Origin of the sequence: Flavobacterium sp. 22659 (assembly GCF_052044235.1) — a bacterium.
Classification (GTDB): Bacteria; Bacteroidota; Bacteroidia; order Flavobacteriales; family Flavobacteriaceae; genus Flavobacterium; species Flavobacterium johnsoniae.
This window is the reverse complement of sequence record NZ_JBQEMU010000004.1, coordinates 282275-299271: the sequence shown is the minus strand read 5'-3', so window position 1 is coordinate 299271 and position 16997 is coordinate 282275. Positions and strand designations below refer to the sequence as shown.

The 16997-nt window shown below is 32.2% G+C and carries 19 protein-coding genes; 4 read left to right on the top strand and 15 right to left on the bottom strand.

What is annotated here, in order from left to right; genetic code table 11:
• Positions 1-344: 344 nt before the first annotated feature.
• The 9 genes from ACTJIW_RS06910 to ACTJIW_RS06870 form a co-directional block, all read right to left on the bottom strand.
• Positions 345-821 carry a DUF6265 family protein gene (locus tag ACTJIW_RS06910; RefSeq protein WP_440714895.1) on the bottom strand — a complete coding sequence of 159 codons (477 nt, stop codon included), beginning with the start codon at positions 819-821 and terminating at the stop codon, positions 345-347.
• A 316-nt stretch (positions 822-1137) separates the two neighbouring features.
• Positions 1138-3444, bottom strand: a complete 2307-nt coding sequence (locus ACTJIW_RS06905) for a DNA topoisomerase 3 (protein ID WP_440714896.1) — start codon at positions 3442-3444, stop codon at positions 1138-1140.
• 146 nt (positions 3445-3590) lie between these two features.
• Positions 3591-5045, bottom strand: coding sequence for a hypothetical protein (locus ACTJIW_RS06900; RefSeq protein ID WP_012024356.1), 1455 nt, complete (start codon positions 5043-5045; stop codon positions 3591-3593).
• Positions 5046-5351: 306 nt separating this feature from the next.
• Positions 5352-5498 carry a hypothetical protein gene (locus ACTJIW_RS06895; RefSeq protein ID WP_440714897.1) on the bottom strand — a complete coding sequence of 49 codons (147 nt, stop codon included), beginning with the start codon at positions 5496-5498 and terminating at the stop codon, positions 5352-5354.
• A gap of 1 nt (position 5499) precedes the next feature.
• Positions 5500-5967 carry a DUF6934 family protein gene (locus ACTJIW_RS06890; RefSeq protein WP_440714898.1) on the bottom strand — a complete coding sequence of 156 codons (468 nt, stop codon included), beginning with the start codon at positions 5965-5967 and terminating at the stop codon, positions 5500-5502.
• Between the two features lie 83 nt (positions 5968-6050).
• Positions 6051-6479 (bottom strand): copper resistance protein NlpE N-terminal domain-containing protein, encoded by a 429-nt coding sequence (locus tag ACTJIW_RS06885; RefSeq protein WP_440714899.1) that lies wholly within the window; start codon positions 6477-6479, stop codon positions 6051-6053.
• 18 nt (positions 6480-6497) lie between these two features.
• Complete coding sequence (locus ACTJIW_RS06880; protein WP_440714900.1) at positions 6498-7295, bottom strand: PhzF family phenazine biosynthesis protein; 798 nt, start codon at positions 7293-7295, stop codon at positions 6498-6500.
• A gap of 65 nt (positions 7296-7360) precedes the next feature.
• Positions 7361-7855: an SRPBCC family protein gene (locus ACTJIW_RS06875; protein ID WP_440714901.1), complete on the bottom strand. Its 495-nt coding sequence runs from the start codon at positions 7853-7855 to the stop codon at positions 7361-7363.
• Between the two features lie 2 nt (positions 7856-7857).
• Complete coding sequence (locus ACTJIW_RS06870) at positions 7858-8388, bottom strand: hypothetical protein (RefSeq protein WP_012024362.1); 531 nt, start codon at positions 8386-8388, stop codon at positions 7858-7860.
• Positions 8389-8868: 480 nt separating this feature from the next.
• Here ACTJIW_RS06870 and ACTJIW_RS06865 point away from each other — a divergent pair, with 480 nt between their 5' ends.
• Both ACTJIW_RS06865 and ACTJIW_RS06860 read left to right on the top strand, forming a co-directional pair.
• Positions 8869-9249, top strand: coding sequence for a GreA/GreB family elongation factor (locus tag ACTJIW_RS06865; RefSeq protein WP_044048296.1), 381 nt, complete (start codon positions 8869-8871; stop codon positions 9247-9249).
• A 174-nt stretch (positions 9250-9423) separates the two neighbouring features.
• Positions 9424-10215, top strand: a complete 792-nt coding sequence (locus ACTJIW_RS06860; protein WP_440714902.1) for a DUF5995 family protein — start codon at positions 9424-9426, stop codon at positions 10213-10215.
• Positions 10216-10254: 39 nt separating this feature from the next.
• Here ACTJIW_RS06860 and ACTJIW_RS06855 read toward each other — a convergent pair whose 3' ends face one another.
• From ACTJIW_RS06855 to ACTJIW_RS06840, 4 genes are all read right to left on the bottom strand, one after another.
• The gene (locus tag ACTJIW_RS06855) at positions 10255-11019 is read right to left on the bottom strand and encodes a hypothetical protein (protein WP_440714903.1); all 765 of its coding nucleotides are present in this window, start codon (positions 11017-11019) and stop codon (positions 10255-10257) included.
• A 55-nt stretch (positions 11020-11074) separates the two neighbouring features.
• Positions 11075-11278 carry a YqaE/Pmp3 family membrane protein gene (locus tag ACTJIW_RS06850; RefSeq protein WP_217654118.1) on the bottom strand — a complete coding sequence of 68 codons (204 nt, stop codon included), beginning with the start codon at positions 11276-11278 and terminating at the stop codon, positions 11075-11077.
• Positions 11279-11348: 70 nt separating this feature from the next.
• Entirely contained in the window at positions 11349-11702 is a 354-nt protein-coding gene (locus ACTJIW_RS06845; RefSeq protein ID WP_440714904.1) for a hypothetical protein, read from the bottom strand.
• Between the two features lie 35 nt (positions 11703-11737).
• Positions 11738-11974, bottom strand: a complete 237-nt coding sequence (locus tag ACTJIW_RS06840; protein ID WP_440714905.1) for a helix-turn-helix domain-containing protein — start codon at positions 11972-11974, stop codon at positions 11738-11740.
• A gap of 112 nt (positions 11975-12086) precedes the next feature.
• Here ACTJIW_RS06840 and ACTJIW_RS06835 point away from each other — a divergent pair, with 112 nt between their 5' ends.
• Positions 12087-12410: a hypothetical protein gene (locus ACTJIW_RS06835; protein ID WP_440714906.1), complete on the top strand. Its 324-nt coding sequence runs from the start codon at positions 12087-12089 to the stop codon at positions 12408-12410.
• Positions 12411-12686: 276 nt separating this feature from the next.
• Here ACTJIW_RS06835 and ACTJIW_RS06830 read toward each other — a convergent pair whose 3' ends face one another.
• Complete coding sequence (locus ACTJIW_RS06830; RefSeq protein ID WP_440714907.1) at positions 12687-13439, bottom strand: hypothetical protein; 753 nt, start codon at positions 13437-13439, stop codon at positions 12687-12689.
• A 208-nt stretch (positions 13440-13647) separates the two neighbouring features.
• Entirely contained in the window at positions 13648-15267 is a 1620-nt protein-coding gene (locus ACTJIW_RS06825; RefSeq protein WP_440714908.1) for a YecA family protein, read from the bottom strand.
• A 338-nt stretch (positions 15268-15605) separates the two neighbouring features.
• Here ACTJIW_RS06825 and prfA point away from each other — a divergent pair, with 338 nt between their 5' ends.
• Positions 15606-16682 carry a peptide chain release factor 1 gene (prfA, locus tag ACTJIW_RS06820; RefSeq protein ID WP_073409594.1) on the top strand — a complete coding sequence of 359 codons (1077 nt, stop codon included), beginning with the start codon at positions 15606-15608 and terminating at the stop codon, positions 16680-16682.
• The last annotated feature ends 315 nt before the right edge of the window (positions 16683-16997 follow it).

Sequence of the window (16997 nt, the reverse complement as noted above, 5' to 3'; positions counted from 1 at the left end):
GATGGTTCTTTTTAATCGAAATTCCGTAGGAAAAAATAATTTTGCAGCAAGTTTTGTATTGGGGGAACATTTTGTTGTAACTGAATTAAAATCCGGCTCTACAATATTTTCGAACGGATGGTTCTCTTAATCGAAATTCCGTAGGAAAAATAATATTGCAGCAAGTTTTGTATTCGGGAGCATTTTGCTGTAACCGGATTAGGCCCTGCAATATTTTTCGAATCGATGGTTCTCTTAATCAAAATTCCGTAGGAATAAATTAATATTGTAGCAACGGATTTTAATCCGTTGAAAATTAAACGGAAAGGAAATAAAGTTCCGTAGGAACGACAGATTTTAGAAAACTATTTCTTCGTCATTACAAACTTTTCCGAACTAGGTTTTCCTTGTAAATTTCCAGAGATTTCAGCAGTTAAAGTATTATCAGCATTTTTGGTATAAGTGATTTTTTGCGGATAATCGTGTTTTGGATTTTCAAAAACCAATTGTTTATCAGATTCTGCGGTCGATGCAAAAGTAATGGCTTTATCTTCATTTTGTCCTTTTACGGTTGCAAAATAGGTTAGGGTTTCGCCTTTTTGAGCCAGAACTATTGTTTCAAAATGCAGTGTATCTTTCCCTTTTATATAATAAGACGACGCATTAAAAGTACTGTCGTTTAGTTTCTGCCAGTTTTCAGTTAAAATACCTTCAGCCGATTTGTTTTCCCAGTTTCCGATAATCCAGTCGGCGATTTTAATTTTATCTTTTTCAACAGATTCTTTCTTCTGGCAAGAAACAGCAGCTAATACAAGCGTTAAAAGAGTAATTTTCTGAAACATATTTTATAAGATTTGGTTTTGTAATGTGCTACTAAAGTATGAAAAAAATGTTTGCTGCGACTCGACCGAAGGGAATTGACGAAGTAATTATAAAAAATTCCAGAAATAATTTGTGAATAAAGAAATGTGGTGTTGACTGTGAAAAGGATTTTTGTCTCTCGCAGATTTAGCAGATTAGGCTGATTTTTTTAGTTCTAATTATAAATTGAATCTGCAAAATCTGCATGAAAAATGAATTAGTTAGAATTCGTGTAATAGTGACAAAAAAACACAGTAAAAAATCATTTTAATCCCTTTAATCTGTGGCAAGAAAAAATTAAATGCTTCCTTCTAAAATAGAGTAGACCAATTCCTTTGTTGGTTTTTGATCTTGAAGTTTTGCGCGGACTTCATCAAAAGTAACTTTAAAATCACAACCCGATTTATATTCAGAACATCCGTAAGCGGTTTTTCCCTTTAAGATGTTTCCTTTTTTGCATTTTGGGCAGGATAAAGAATCTGATGCAGTTTCTTTGGTTGTCTTTTTTATATCCGTTTTTTTGGGTTCGAGTTTAAGTTTGTAATTCTCTTCAAAACGAATTAAACCTTCAACTGTGCCGGCATCGATTTTAAAACCTTTTATGTTTACGGTTGAACCCTTTTGAACTAATCGTAAATATTGGCTTTCGGTAATTTTTTTATCATGAAAAACATAAGGAAGTACAAAATCGCATCCCGATTTATATTCAGAACACCCAAAAGCCGATTTTCCTTTTATAAAATTTCCTTTCTGGCATTTCGGACAAGTTTCAGCCAAAATTCCTGTAGCTTTCTTTTTCTCCGCTTTTACAGCTGGTTTCTGGATCGTTGCAGCATGCGAAATATTGGCGTGTCTGGTTTCACTTCGTACTTCGGTAACCAAAGCTTCGACCATGCGTTTCATGTTTCTGATAAAAGCAGCTGCTGTAAAAGTACCTTTTTCGATATCTTTCAATTGCTTTTCCCACGAACCTGTAAGCTCAGCCGATTTTATCAATTCATTCTGAATCGTATCAATCAACTGAATTCCTGTTGTAGTTGGTAAAACCTGTTTTTTATTTCGAACAATATACTGACGTTTAAAAAGCGTTTCGATAATGTTCGCTCGTGTAGACGGACGACCAATTCCGTTTTCTTTCATCAATTCGCGTAAATCTTCGTCGTCTACTTGTTTTCCTGCGGTTTCCATGGCACGCAGCAAAGTTGCTTCGGTAAAATGATTAGGCGGTTTGGTTTCTTTTTGAAGGAAAGAAGGTTCATGCGGTCCTTTTTCGCCCACAACAAAACTCGGCAGTAAATCCGGTTCTTTTTCTTTTGCATTCGGATCTTCAAAAACCACACGGAAACCTTTCTTTAAGATTTCTTTTCCTGTAGCTTTAAAAGTTACGTCGGCAGCTTTTCCAATTACAGTTGTGTTGGCAACAAGACAATCGTCGTAAAATACAGCAAGAAAACGTTTTACAATTATATCATAAACCTGCTGCTGATTATAAGGCAGATTAATTTCTATTCCGGTTGGAATAATTGCATGGTGATCTGTTACTTTTTTATCGTTGAAAACTTTAGGCGATTTTTTGATTTTCTTTCCTAAAAGCGGTTCTGTCAAATGACTGTAATTGGTCAGTTTTTGCAGAATCCCCGGTACTTTTGGGTAAATATCTCCAGGCAGAAAAGTCGTATCAACTCTGGGATAGGTAATGGCTTTTTGTTCGTATAAAGTCTGCGCAATTTTAAGCGTTTCTTCTGCCGAAAATCCAAATTTTTGATTCGAATAAACCTGTAAGCCCGTTAAATCAAACAGTTTTGGAGCGTATTCGTTTCCGTTTTTTTTATCAACAGAAACAATTTCAAAATCACTTTCCTTTACTTTTTCAGCCAGAATTTCCCCGTCTTCTTTTTTCAGAAAACGACCTTCTTCGTAACTAAAAAGCGTTTCTCTATATAGAGTCTGCAATTCCCAATAGGGCTGCGGTTTAAAGTTTTCGATTTCTTTAAATCGGTCTACAACCATTGCCAGCGTTGGCGTTTGTACACGTCCAATAGACAAAACTTGTTTGTAACCGCCATGTTTTACGGTATACAAACGAGTTGCATTCATCCCTAGAAGCCAGTCGCCAATGGCTCTCGAAAATCCGGCATAGAATAAATTATCGTAGTTTTCAGAAGGTTTCAGGTTATCAAAACCCTCTTTTATAGCTTCGGTAGTTAAGGACGAAATCCACAAACGTTTTATTTCGCCTTTGTAATGCGCCTCGTTCATTACCCAGCGCTGTATTAATTCTCCTTCTTGTCCGGCATCCCCGCAGTTTATGACTAATTCGGCTTTATCAAAAAGTGTTTTGATGATTTTAAACTGTTTCTGGATTCCCGAATTCTGAACGACTTTGGTTTCGAATTTTTCCGGAAGCATGGGCAGATTGTTTAAATCCCAGCTTTTCCAGTGCGGTTTGTAATCGTTAGGTTCTTTTAAGGTGCATAAATGTCCAAAAGTGTAGGTTACGGCATATCCGTTTCCTTCGTAATATCCGTCGTGCTTGGTATTAGCGCCCAAAACAGATGCGATTTCACGTGCTACACTTGGTTTCTCAGCAATACATACCTTCATTTTCTCCTTTTCTTATTGAAGAGCGAAGTTAGGATTTTTATGAGAAAGGGACAAAGGTTCTTAGTTACAAAGGGGCAATAAAACATAAAAACCACAAACAAGAGCTTGTGGTTTTTATGTTTATATATTTAAAAGTAAAGCGGTTGTTATTTTGCTTTTGCTTGCTTTAATTTTAGACGTATATTGAATTGTTTGACAATTTCTTTAACATGTGCATCCTTGATTTGTTTTCTGTTCAAACCTTGTAGATTTTGTACATATCCTGTAAAAACATGGCTTATAAAAAGAGGCGATTCAGCCGAATTGTTAGATGCGTTGTGGCAGGAGAAACAATTAACAAGATTGTCTACAGTATTTCCATGTATAGATGATGGGCCAAATCCTACCTGAACATAGGTTTCCATAGTAATATTGTAAGCGGCAGTAGAACCTCTGGTTAAATCTCCCGGTGAAGAATTTGAAAGATTATAGCTCAACGAATCTAATAAAGCCGCTTGTGCCGGAGTGCTGTTGTATCCTGCAGTATTTATCCATAATGAACCATTGTAGAAATAATTGTTCCAAATACCTTTCAGCTGTGTTTTAACGCTTTGGTTAATAGTACGAATGTTATTGAAGTTTTCAGAACCATTTTGGCTTGTATCCATATAAAGCTGCACATTAAAAGAACCTTTCATTGCTTTTTCTACAGGAACGCCATATTTGTAGACAGAAAAGACATCAGTGTAATTTCCATTTCCTGTAGTTATATTCTGAACCGTTGCTGTGCTGTTTTTATTAAAAAACGGATAATCAACTGTACTTGTTACAGGGGCATCAGCAGTTGGCGTAGCTTTAGTCCAGTCATAAGCAGGCGCAAGGTTTTCATGTTCAAAAGTTGCCCATACAAATTCGGGATGATTTTCTACAATTCCCACGACATGCATTCCTAAAAGTGCTACTTTTGTTTTTACTCCGTTTATTACGCCCTGAGTAACAAAATAAGTAGAAGTATCTTTAAGAGCGCTCGCATCAATCCATGAAGTTTTTAGTTCTAATGCCCCTACAGGAAAAGTGATGTCTTTTACTTTTGTAGGATCATTTTTGGCAATAGGACCATATTTTATCATAGTATCGTAAAGAAGTTTGTCCATAAATATAGAATAGTAGACAGTAGTTTGTTTAGGAACACCTGATTGGTATTTAGGAGTTTGTAAAATATCAGTATTAGAACTTGCCTGAGCAGTATCTGTTAAAACAATTCCGTTGCTTGGGTCTAATTTCTGGCCTGCTGCGTTCACCTGAATCAGATTGGTCATAAATAAAGGTTTTCCATTAACTTCATTAGTCAGCCATAGAAATTTTTGCCATGACCACTGATGAAAGTCACAGTTTGTTACCGTAGCATTGTTGGCAAATACGCTTGTTGGTCCTTCATTTGGCGGAGGAGTCTGGCGGGTATTGTTTACCATAGTAAACCAATTAGCAGGAGCTAAACACTCAGAAGAAGCTGCGCTTTTGTTTACTGTTGTATAATTATCATTTTTTCCCTTTGCGTCCTTTTTACAAGCGCTTAATGCGATTATTATGATAAAAAGGCATACCATTTTTGTAGTTTTCATAACATGGGGCTTTAGTTGGTTTATTTAATTATCTTTTTTTGAATACCTGAAAGTAGATAATTAAGAAAGTGACTTTTGAAAAAATGTCACAAGTCCGCCATATTGAGGTATGAAGCCAATAAAAATGTGTATTAATTAAAATAGTTACTGAGATACTAAGTTACTGAGTTTTTTGAGCTGTTGTCTTGATTCTTGCGGAGGCTTTGAGGTTTTTAAAAGCTCTTTATAAAAAATAAAAACCGCTCATAGAAATTTCTTGAACGGTTTTTTATGAAACAATTGTTTTGCTAAGTTCAAAACAAGAGATTAAAAATTTAGTTTAAAGTTATGTTTGTTAACTTCTTCCAGTTTATCAGATTTGAGTTTTATATCTTTTATTTTATCTAATTCTGGATCAACTTTTACTATAGAATCCATTTTAGCTTGTTTTTTAACAATTGTATGCGTTTTCATATTATTTTCTTTTAATAATAAATCCATAAAAATCACCATTTGAATCAAAAGGAACGTTGAATATGTTTCCATCTTCATCTTCTATTGTTCCAAAGATATGAAATGTTTTTGATAATTCTCTCAAATTTAGCGATATAGCTCTCCTGTATAAGCGTGTTCTGCTTTTAGTACTGCCTTTAAAAAAGATTTTCCTTTCAGGATATCTTTCTGAAAAAATATAAGCAGATTCAGCAACTGTAGCTAGAACTTTATTGCGATCCCCATTATCACTTACAATTAAATCGTTAATTATAAATTCTTTTTGGATTTGATCAAAAACTAAATCTCCAAAACCTAAATTATATATTGTATCATTTTTTGTAGGTTTATAAGCGATACCTTTGTCTATTTCGCCATTAATTCCTTTACTCTTAAATCTAAATAGTGTAACATCAGTATTTGTAAGTAATTCATATTTTGCAATATTCATTTGTAAAATAATTGATACTGCAAAAATATATTTTATTGTAAAAATAAACTTACTTTTTTGTTTTTTTTAGATAGGGAATATATCTAACTCTTAAAAATATCAATTCTCTGTATCCATGGAATATCCGATCCTAAAAACTGAAGTTTCGTTTTTACCACTTTATCGCTTTTGTCTCTTGGGTTTTTGGTTACAAAACGAGCTGTAGAATTATTAAAATCTAATGTGTATTTTTCGTTCAGATCTTCTTTTTTGTCTGCCGAAAAAGTGATCAGATTATCTTTTGCACTCCATTTTCCTTTTCCGTATGAATTGGTTTCTGGCGGCGTTCCGCCTTGCATTTTCGAGTAGGAATGAAATTCAAATGTTCCATCTGGATTTAACGTCAATTTGTATTCAATTATGTGTTTTCCTTCTTCGCTAAGTGAACGAGTATAATCGCCCACAAATTGATTTGATTGTGCAAATAATGTAAAGTTTGAAATTAAAAGTAAAGCGGTTATTAATAGTTTCATAGGTTTTGTTTTTTTGATTTATAAATTAAAATTGCCTTCCAGAACAATCACTGCTTCTCCAAGAATGTAAACTTTGTCTTGTACAAGTTCTGTACTCATAGTTCCGGTTCTTAAAGAAGATTGAAAGGCATTTAGTTTTGTTTTATTCAGTTTTTTTGCCCAATATTTTGTCAAAAAGGTTTGAACGCCTCCCGTTACAGGATCTTCGTCAGTTCCTGCCCAAGGCCAGAAATATCGGTAATGGAAATCGAAATTTTCGTTGTCTGAAACAGCTGTGACCAAAACGCCGTTTATTCCGGTATGCGAATTTACCAAAGCTGTAAAATCGGGTTTTAAATCTGCCAGTTTGCGGGCGCTATCAATTTCAAGTAAAATTATTTTATTGTTTGGGCTGTATCTTTTTTCCAGAATTTCAGAAACTCCAAGTGCATCGAGCAGTTTTTGAGGCACCTCGGTTTCTTCTGTTTCATAAACTGGAAACTGCATTTTTATTTTATCAGCTTCTTTCTCAATAAACAATTCAACATTATTGATGTTAATAAATTTTATGCTCTCAAATGAAGTAGTGCTGAAAAGAATTTTAGAAGAAGCCAGCGTAGCATGCCCGCATAACGGAATTTCGGTTTTTGGGCTAAAAAATCGAATACTGTATGTATTATCTTTTATTTGTTTTATAAAAGCCGTTTCCGAAAATCCAATTTCTGCAGCAATACTCTGCATGCTTTCTGCATCTAATTCTATATTGGGAAGACAAACTGCTGCTGGATTTCCTTTAAATTTTTCATTCGTAAATGAGTCAACAAAATAAGTCTTCATTTTTTATTTGGGTGTTTTTAAATGTATAAAAGCGAAAATATTCTAAATCAATATACTGCTTTATTCTAATTGTTAATCATTGGGTCTAAACTGTTATCCTTGTTTCGTAAATCTAAACCGCCTTCGTAAACCGATTTAAGATTGGTGAGATAAAAATGCCAGCCGTTTGAACAGCCCAGTCTAATGTATTTTTTCGAATTATCATCTGTTGGAATATCATGATGACGAAGTTCAACTATCGTATAACCATTTGTTTCACTCAAATTGATATCAACCAGACAAGTTCCTTCAAAAGTAAACTGCAAATGGTCTTTTCCGTTGGCAGAAGTAATTTTTCCCAACATGACATCATCATACAAAAACCAAAGCCATTCATAAGTACTGCCTTCTAAAACATTTTGGTTTTTGCCAATAACTTCCTGATTTGCATCAAAAAAAGATACTTTTTCGAGAAACCATTTTTCTAATTCACCTGCAATTGTCCAGGCATTATAAATGTTACTGAGTTTAGCTTTAACGGCTATTTTTTTTGTAAATGATGTCCAGTCGAAGTTTTCCATGTTTAACTCTTATGTAGATTATGTAAAAGTATGAGACGTTTATGCATATTATAGTTTATTTTCCACCAAAGGATATTTAAATAATATCTTATTCCACCTAATTCCCAATTAACATCAAACTTTTCTTGATCATTTTTATAAGGAGGTTGAGCAATTTTGCAATGTAACATTGGAGGATTGTTAGCTGCTGTTTTTAAATAATCAGTATCAAGTTTGCTCTTAAGAAAGTATTGAATTTCAATGATGGTTTTATGTTTTTCAGATTTATAGACATATAGATTGATGTCATAAATCAAATCGTAAATTTCTTGAAGATCTTCGATTACTTCATTGAGGTTTTTAGGATTTTTCTTTTTATTCAGCTTGTTCTTATTTCTTCGTTTAATAAAAAAGTTTTCTCCTTTTACTTCTGAAATGTCTGAAAGAATGAACATTAAATTTTTTGAAATATTATTCCAACAATGAAGATGTACAATTTCAAGTAATCTTATTGTTAGATTTTCTATTTTTTCTTTAATGTTATTTTCGATCATATAAATCTAAATGTTATTTTAAAAGGGTCTTTAATTAAAACAAATATAAGTTATTTCTTGTAAGTTTTTAAGTCTGATTTAATGCCGGCTGCATATAACCGATTGTATTTCATTTACAAAACTCAGAATCTTAAAGTTCTCTAAAAGATCTGGTTTTTTGACAGAAAAGCCGTAGATTGCACGTTTAACTTCAAATGTTATATAATAATGGTAACGGCCAATTTTTATTTACTAAACAGCGGTTTGATGTGCTTAATGTACACATTATTGTATTTGCATGACGATACTTTCTTAAAAAGCTCAAAAGAGTTTATTACTTGTGCCCTGCAGCAACTCTAAGCAGGGATCCTTTTTTATAGTTCGTTTTTATTTAACCTCAATTTTCATTCAGGATATGATATCATTGAATTGAATCGAGCTGGATATTCAATGAAGAGTTGTTTATCATACGCAATGAAAAGTGAAGCAAAAAAGAAAGTCATGTCACAAAATAATATCATTTTAACAACAGGAACATACGATTTAATTAAAGACCACGTAAGAAGAAAAAAAGTAACACCGCAGGAAGAAGAACTTTTATTGAGCGAACTGAAACATGCAACGCAGGTATTGAGAAAAAACCTTCCCGAAGATGTTGTTTCGGTAAACCGAAAAGTAACTTACAAAGACCATAATACTAACCAGGAAAAAACAATTCTTTTGGTTGGTCCCGAAAAAGTAAAAGTGAGCAAAAACAAGATTTCGGTTCTTTCAGACGAAGGTATTGCAATGGTTGGTTACAAAGTAGGAGATCTTATAGAATGGCCGGCTAAAAAAGGTCATTTGAAATTAGAAATTTTAAAAGTAGAAGCAGAGGCATAATATTTTAGTGTTTTCGATTTGAGTTTAGTAGCAATCCCAAAAGAGTTTTTCTTTTGGGATTTTTTTATGCAGAAACCAAAAGAAATAATAAGATAATTACTTCAAAAAAACGTTCATCGAAAGCTTAAAATAATTAAATTCGTTTTACCAAAAACAAACCATAACCAATTAGAAATGAGTATGAAACAAGCAGGAAACATAAACGAAGTAATTCTGTTATTAGATGAAATAATAGAAAAATCAAAAATAGACCAAAGCAATTTAGGTTTATTTGCTATTCTGTACCGTGAAGTTACTGTAAGAGTAAAAGAAGGCATACAGAATGGTTCTTTTCAAAATGGCGAGCGAATGGAAAAACTCGACGTTATTTTTGCCAACAGATATTTAAAAGCCTATTATCAATATCAGGCCAAAGAAAAACCATCAGAATGCTGGGGATTTGCCTTTGAACAAGCCGATAAATTTTGGCCCATAGTATTGCAGCATTTACTTCTGGGAATGAATGCTCATATTAACCTTGACTTGGGAATTGCCTCGGCAGAAATTTGCACAGTAGAAGATATCAAGGATTTACAAGCCGACTTTGATAAAATAAATGCCATTTTGAGCAATTTGGTTGGCGGTGTCGAAAAATGCCTAATCAAAATTTGGCCGACACTTACGTGGATATTAAAATTTACAGGCAAAATAGATACTTTTTTTATTGATTTCAGTATGGAAACGGCAAGAAACGGAGCCTGGAAATTTGCCAATGAATTTGTAGCTGTTCCCGAAAATGAAAGAGAAGCCTGCATACAGCTGAGAGATCAAAGAATTACTGAAATTGCCCGATTAGTCTCAAACCCGGGATATTTTGTGAGCGCTGTTTTTAAATTCATCCGCTTATTTGAAAGAGGAACGATAGCTCAAAAAATAATCGATATGCAGATTGCCGAACAAAATAATGTGGAATGTGTCGCGGCGTGATTTTGGATGATTGAAGTTTTTAGACCTAGAGTTTATTATCTATGATTCGTCTACAATCCAAGATGGATATTCATCTACATAAACCCATTTATTGTTTTCTTTTTTTATAAAAATAAAGCTTCTGCAAATTTTATCATTGCTGCAATAAAAAGAAAACAAATAGCATCCTTTTGTATTATCGCGGTTTAAAACCAACCGATATATTTTAGAACCTCGAATACTTAATTGATCTTTCGAGGTAAGGTTTTCTTTTTCGTATTTATAATAAGAATGATCTAGCTCACCTCTCACAAATGTTTTGTTTTCGCCTTTATAATGCACTTGCTTTTTAATCAAATCGATATATTCTTCGCCTATAATGGTATCCATTCGTGCCAGCTCATTATCTTTAAAATCAGAAAGCAAATATTGGTAGTTTTGTTTCCAATCAGTTTCATTCTTTAAATTGTTAGCGCCGGGCATATATTTATAAGCAAATAAGGTATCACTAATAAATACTTTAATTTTTTTTGTTTTTAAAACATCTGCAATAGAATCAGAATAATGATTCAAATAATTTAAATCTTTTTTAAGATCTTCTCTTTTAATAGAATCTTCCTCCATTTCAATTCCCATTTCGACTCCGAGAACAGTAAATCTATATCCTTTTCCGCCTTTTAAAAAACTGACGATTGAATTTGGATTAGTGTCTAAATATTGACTAAGTGTTTGTTTGATAATTTCTTTTTCGGTTTTAAAATCAATAGTTTGCGAATAAGAAAAATTGACAAAAAAAATAAAAAACAAAATTGAAAATAGTTTCATATAATTTTATTGAAGTGCAATGCTGAAATAAGCGTGGATAATGGGCTTTGTTCGCTTAAGCTTTAGTTTTCATCGCTTTTATTAATTTCTCATTACGCTTATCAGCTCTTGAATTCTGCAAAGAAATAACAGCCCAAATTGCAGCAGGAATCCAGCCAATTAAAGTTATTTGCAGAATTAGACAAAGAATTGAAGTTAATATTTTTCCTCTCAAAAAGAAAGAAGCAAAAGGAAAGAAAATGGCAATTAGTGTCATCATAGTTTTTTGTTTAACTTAAGTGAAACGATTACATCAACATCGTGATTTTAATAATAAAAGAATATAATTATTATTCGCACATTAAAGTGTCAAAGTCAATATGAAGTTGTGTTTGATCTTTGTTAACACTAACCCATTGATAATTTTTTAAAATATAAGCGTTACCACCATCTAAAGTTACCCATTCATCAATTCCTTTTGCGCCATATTTCAAGTCATCTTTAGCAAACATACCAATAGGAGCAGTATAACTTCTGCTTGTAATGATTTTGCATTTGTTTGATTCTAGTTGAGACTGAGAAATGAATTTTGATTTTGTTAGAGTAGGAAGTGTTTGAGCTACTTCAACTGGTGACATTGATGTTGCGCAGGAAGTAAAAAGCAATATCGATGCAGCTAAACTTAATTTATTACATAATTTCATTTTGTAAAGATTTGATTTTCTAACAAATATAAATATTATAAATCCTTAATTAATTCACTTGGATGAATTTTTAAAGCTTGAGCAATTTTAAACAACGTACTTACTTTCATTTCTTGCGAGCCTTTAATGTATTTTCTTAAATTTTCTACATCCATTTCAGCATCATGGGCAACCTCTCTTGGTTTTAATTCATTGCTCCTAATCACATCATTTATCTTAATTCCTAGTTCTTTTACAACCTCTGGAATTTCACTTTTTCTTTCTCTTTTCATAGAAATGAAATTACAAGTAATAGATTGTTTTGATATGATTGTTAAAAATCGATTGTTTTCAACCGATATTTTGTATATTTGTTTAAAATTATAAATTAAATCTTACGCATAAATGCAAGCACAAAATAAAGAAAGAGCCGAAGAATTGTTAGAATTAATAAATAAAGGTAGATATTTCACAAAACTAAAACCAGTATCAAAAGAAATTAACTCGTATACAATACCACTAAAAGTATCTTCTTATAACGAATTAAATCTAATGGTTTCAGATTTGTTAAAAGCAAGTCTTATTTTACTTAATCCTGATGCAAACGGTTTGTCGAGTTTTACAAAAGACAATAATGTCAATGTAATGACTTTGCTTGAAATTGCCTTGCAGTTATTGCCAGAAGATGAAATGGAGTTGTTGGATGATTTGTGTAAAGTTTCCTTATAACACTAATTTGATTTGCTTTTTTTGTGCTGTGAAATCCCGAAAGCTTTCGGAACTGACTTTGTGCCATTTTCACAATCGTTAATTTGAAAACAGAAACGTCTCAAAGTCTCTGACTTTACATCATTTGTGCTTATAAAAATAATTATTCTAAAATGATTCGTAAAGAGTCGGGAGACTTTCGATTTGCTTTACGGTTTATAAGAAAAAAAGAATCGCTCGCGTCAGAGGGGAATATATTATTTATAAAATAAATTTGTTGCTAAGTTTATTTAGAATTCACGGAGAAGAGTTTCTTCTTTGTTGTCCTCTAGTATATTTAGCCACGAGTTTATCGCAATAATCAGTATAATTCCTGTTATGAAGATTAAGCTTGTTTTGTTCTAATACTTGATAGTTTTTGTCAAAATCTCTATTAAAAGTGCTTGGAGAAGAAGCAATATCATGAACTAACTGTGCTAAGATTTTAAAAATATTATAGTTTAATTGAAGTGTAACTATATTCTCTGTCCTTAGAGCAGTTGTATGAGTTTGAGAAAAATTTTTCAAATCGTTAGTAAAAGCTTGTTTCCATTGCCCATGTGCTATTCTATTTCGAAGTTCTATTGATGATAGTAATTGGTTATTTATTAAATCTTCAATTTCTAAGTATCTAACTCTTGAAGTGAATGGTAAAGAGGCTGGGAAATTTATATTAAATGGAACATTATGATGTTTTGAGATAGCAATTTGTAGGGCTTTTAACCATTTGTCTTTTAATGTAGAACTTGTATATATATCCTCAATTTCGGTTTGGGAAAATGATTTTTGTTTAGTGAAAGAACCACTCTTATTTGTATAAGTATATTCAGGCTCATAAATTAATTTCATTATTCGAGCCTCACACCAACAGACAGTGAGATAGGAGAGTAGTTTAGTATAGGAATAAATGTTTGTGTTTTCTTTTTTAGAAATAGCGAATCTAAGGTCTCTTTGAATTTGCTCAATTGCACTTTCTAAAGTGCTAACATTTTCACACCATTTTTTGTACATACATAAAATATTATAAAAAAAAACCTAACGGCTAATGAAAACTCAAAAGTGTTTGCATTAGCCGCTAGGAATCGAACCTAACTAATCCTCTTGTAAACAAGTGTGCTTTCCATTACACCATGACTCATTACAAATATATTTTTATTTGTTTAATTAGCAAATAAAAACTTGTGTTTTTTTAGAGACTAGTTTAGAAATTTTAATTGTATTAAAGTTTTCCGTGACATTTTTTATATTTTAGACCACTTTTGCAAGGACAAGGATCATTTCTTTGTACTTTTTTTTGCGCTGATTCATTAGTCGTTTTTGTTTTATAAAGTTCATGATAATATTTCCTGTCTATTGATTGTGCCCAATCATTATCAAGCGCTACATAATCAGCATTCATTTTTTGTAGTCCCTTTTGTAGATGAAAACCTAAATATGTCATTTCATTATCTGCACGATATATTTTACTAAATTTAATTCTTCTTGATATGTAGTCAATAAATTTATCAGGTTTGGATAAATATTTAGCAATTAATTCAAGATCGAAAATGTTTACAGCAACAGGAAGTTCATCGGTTTTGTTTCCTAGTAAAATATGTGCTTGATGTGTGATAGCAGGATAATCATCCAAGACTACAGTGATTATATAATATTCTTTTACAAGATTTATACGGTCAACAAATGTCTTATCTCTATTAAATTTGTAATCATTATGATTTAATAGACATTCTTTACTTATTAATCCTTGTTCATAGGCATCTTGGACAGCTTTCTTAAAATCATCTTTGATTGATTCTAGATTTCCATTTTTTGAGAGGGCTGTTAATTTTTTTGATTTAATTTGGAAAATTAATCCTTTATGATAATGTAAAGCTAAAACATCAATATCAGTAATTTGATCATTTTTAGATTTATTAATAATAATGTTTTGATAAATATTTTTTTCTCCAAATATTGGTGATATTATTTTTTTTACAATATCTTCTGCTACTTTACCTCTATTTAAGAAAGCTTGACTTTGATATTTTTTATCCGCAATCATCCAATAATAAGGGCTTTCATAGATTGATTCTGAAAGTGCGAATGCGCTTGGGAAAAAGTAAGAATTTTCATTTAACTGAATAAGCGGTCTTTCATTGAAAGTATTAAAGTCACCAATATCCTTAAAATGTTTATTGTTGTTTAGATTAATGTCTACCTTTAAAGCTTCTAAAATAAAACCAAATTCAACATTATTATTAATAATCTCATCTTTACTTAGACAAAATAAATAATCTAATCTTTTTTTCTCATCGAGTCTAATCCAAATTTCTTTTGCGTTTATTTTTCTTTCCTGGATAGTTTTTAAATGATCGTAAAATTTGGGTAGTGATTTTAATGTAAATGCTTTGTTAGATTGAAGCCAATCATCATCGTATTTGTATTTTTCAATCGACAATCGTTTGTATTGATTATCATAGGCTCCACTTCCAGAATAAAACATTGCTTCTTGAAATGCTCCTCCCTTATTAAAATGCTCATATAAATCGGGTTTGACGTTGGGATCTATTTTAAAGTTTTCAAGAAAAGTAAAATGCAATTTTTCCATTAATACATAAACCTCATGAAATATTTTATTTTCTAATCCCTCTTCAAAACATAAATCTATTTGAATGTTCTTTATCCATAATCCAATTAAGAAATTAAATTCTTTATGATTTAAATGTTCACGATTATTTTTACTAAATAAAATATCTATCGGTCCTGTAAAATCACGAATCACTATTTTACATAAAATATAAAAAAAATTATGATGTTTAGTAATTTCATCTAATCGTTTTAAGATTTCTGTTTTAGTCATAAAATTTTAAGTTTAACAATTGTTTGTAAATTTTAGATTGTTTTTTTGTTTATCAAATCTAGTTGCTTTCAAATCAATATTGTTACGGAAAACCATAAATTCCCTAAATAAATGATTGCCCTAGCCCTGATAGAAGCGGTATCCTTTTTAGGCAAACGAAAAAGATCTTATTAAACCAAAGATTTTTTGCCTAAAAAGATAATAGCGGATAGCAGGAAACAGCTCATAAAAACCATCATAATTCCACTAAATATTCCACTTAAATTCCCCAAAAAAGGAACACTAGAATTTTCCACAAAAATTTTGTAATTTTGCCGTCCAATAAAAGGAATTAGAAAATGTTAGATAGACTTCAATATGTAAAGCAGCGTTTCGATGAGATTTCGGATTTGATTATTCAGCCGGATGTTATTTCTGATCAAAAACGTTACAAGTCGCTTAACCAGGAATATAAAGGCATAAAAGCGCTTGTTGAAAAGAGAGAAGAATACATTATAGTTTTAGCAAACATCGACGAAGCAAACGAAATCATTGCTGACGGAAGCGATGCTGAAATGGTAGAAATGGCCAAAATGCAGTTGGATGAAGCAAAAGAACGTTTGCCGGAACTGGAGGAGGAAATCAAATTTATGCTGATTCCTAAAGATCCAGAAGATGCGAAAAACGTTATGGTGGAGATCCGCGCCGGAACGGGTGGGGACGAAGCGAGTATTTTTGCCGGTGACTTGTTTAGAATGTATACAAAATACTGCGAAACAATGGGATGGAGAACATCTGTTGTTGATATGAACGAAGGTACTTCTGGAGGTTTCAAAGAGGTTATTTTTGAAGTTACTGGAGAAGATGTTTACGGAACTCTGAAATTTGAAGCAGGTGTTCACCGTGTACAGCGTGTTCCGCAGACAGAAACTCAGGGACGAGTGCATACATCGGCTGCTACGGTTATGGTATTGCCAGAAGCTGAGGAGTTTGATGTTCAGGTAGATATGAACGATGTTCGTGTAGATTTCTTCTGTTCGTCAGGACCTGGAGGACAGTCGGTAAATACAACGAAATCGGCTGTACGTTTAACGCACATTCCAACCGGATTAGTTGCGCAGTGTCAGGATGAGAAATCACAACACAAGAATAAAGATAAAGCTTTAATGGTATTACGTTCTCGTTTATACGAAATGGAATTGGCTAAAAAGCAGGAAGAAGATGCTAAAAAACGTAGTTCTCAGGTAAGTTCTGGAGACCGTTCGGCTAAAATTCGTACGTACAACTATGCACAAGGCCGTGTAACCGATCACCGTGTTGGTTTAACGCTTTACGATTTAGGAAACATCATGAACGGTGATATTCAGAAAATCGTTTCTGAACTTCAGCTGGTTAACAACATGGAGAAATTGAAGGAAGCTTCAGAAGTGTATTAATCGTAGAGGTTCAAAGTGACAGAGTTACAAAGGTTCAAAGGTTTTCTTTGAACATAAATTATATTAAAGCCGGACATTTGTTCGGCTTTTTTTTTAATGAAAATTTAATATCTGTAAAAGTGAGAGTTTTACAGGTTCTTTTTAAAATTATAACGCTAAATTAAGACCAATACTACAATAATAATCTTGCGAAGTAGGATTTGTAATACTGTTGGTAAAGATTAGAATTTCAGTGTTTTATGATTTTGGTATCTCACAAAAAATAAGTTTTTTATTGGCTTTTTTTACCTCATATTTGTGTGTCTTAATCAGGAA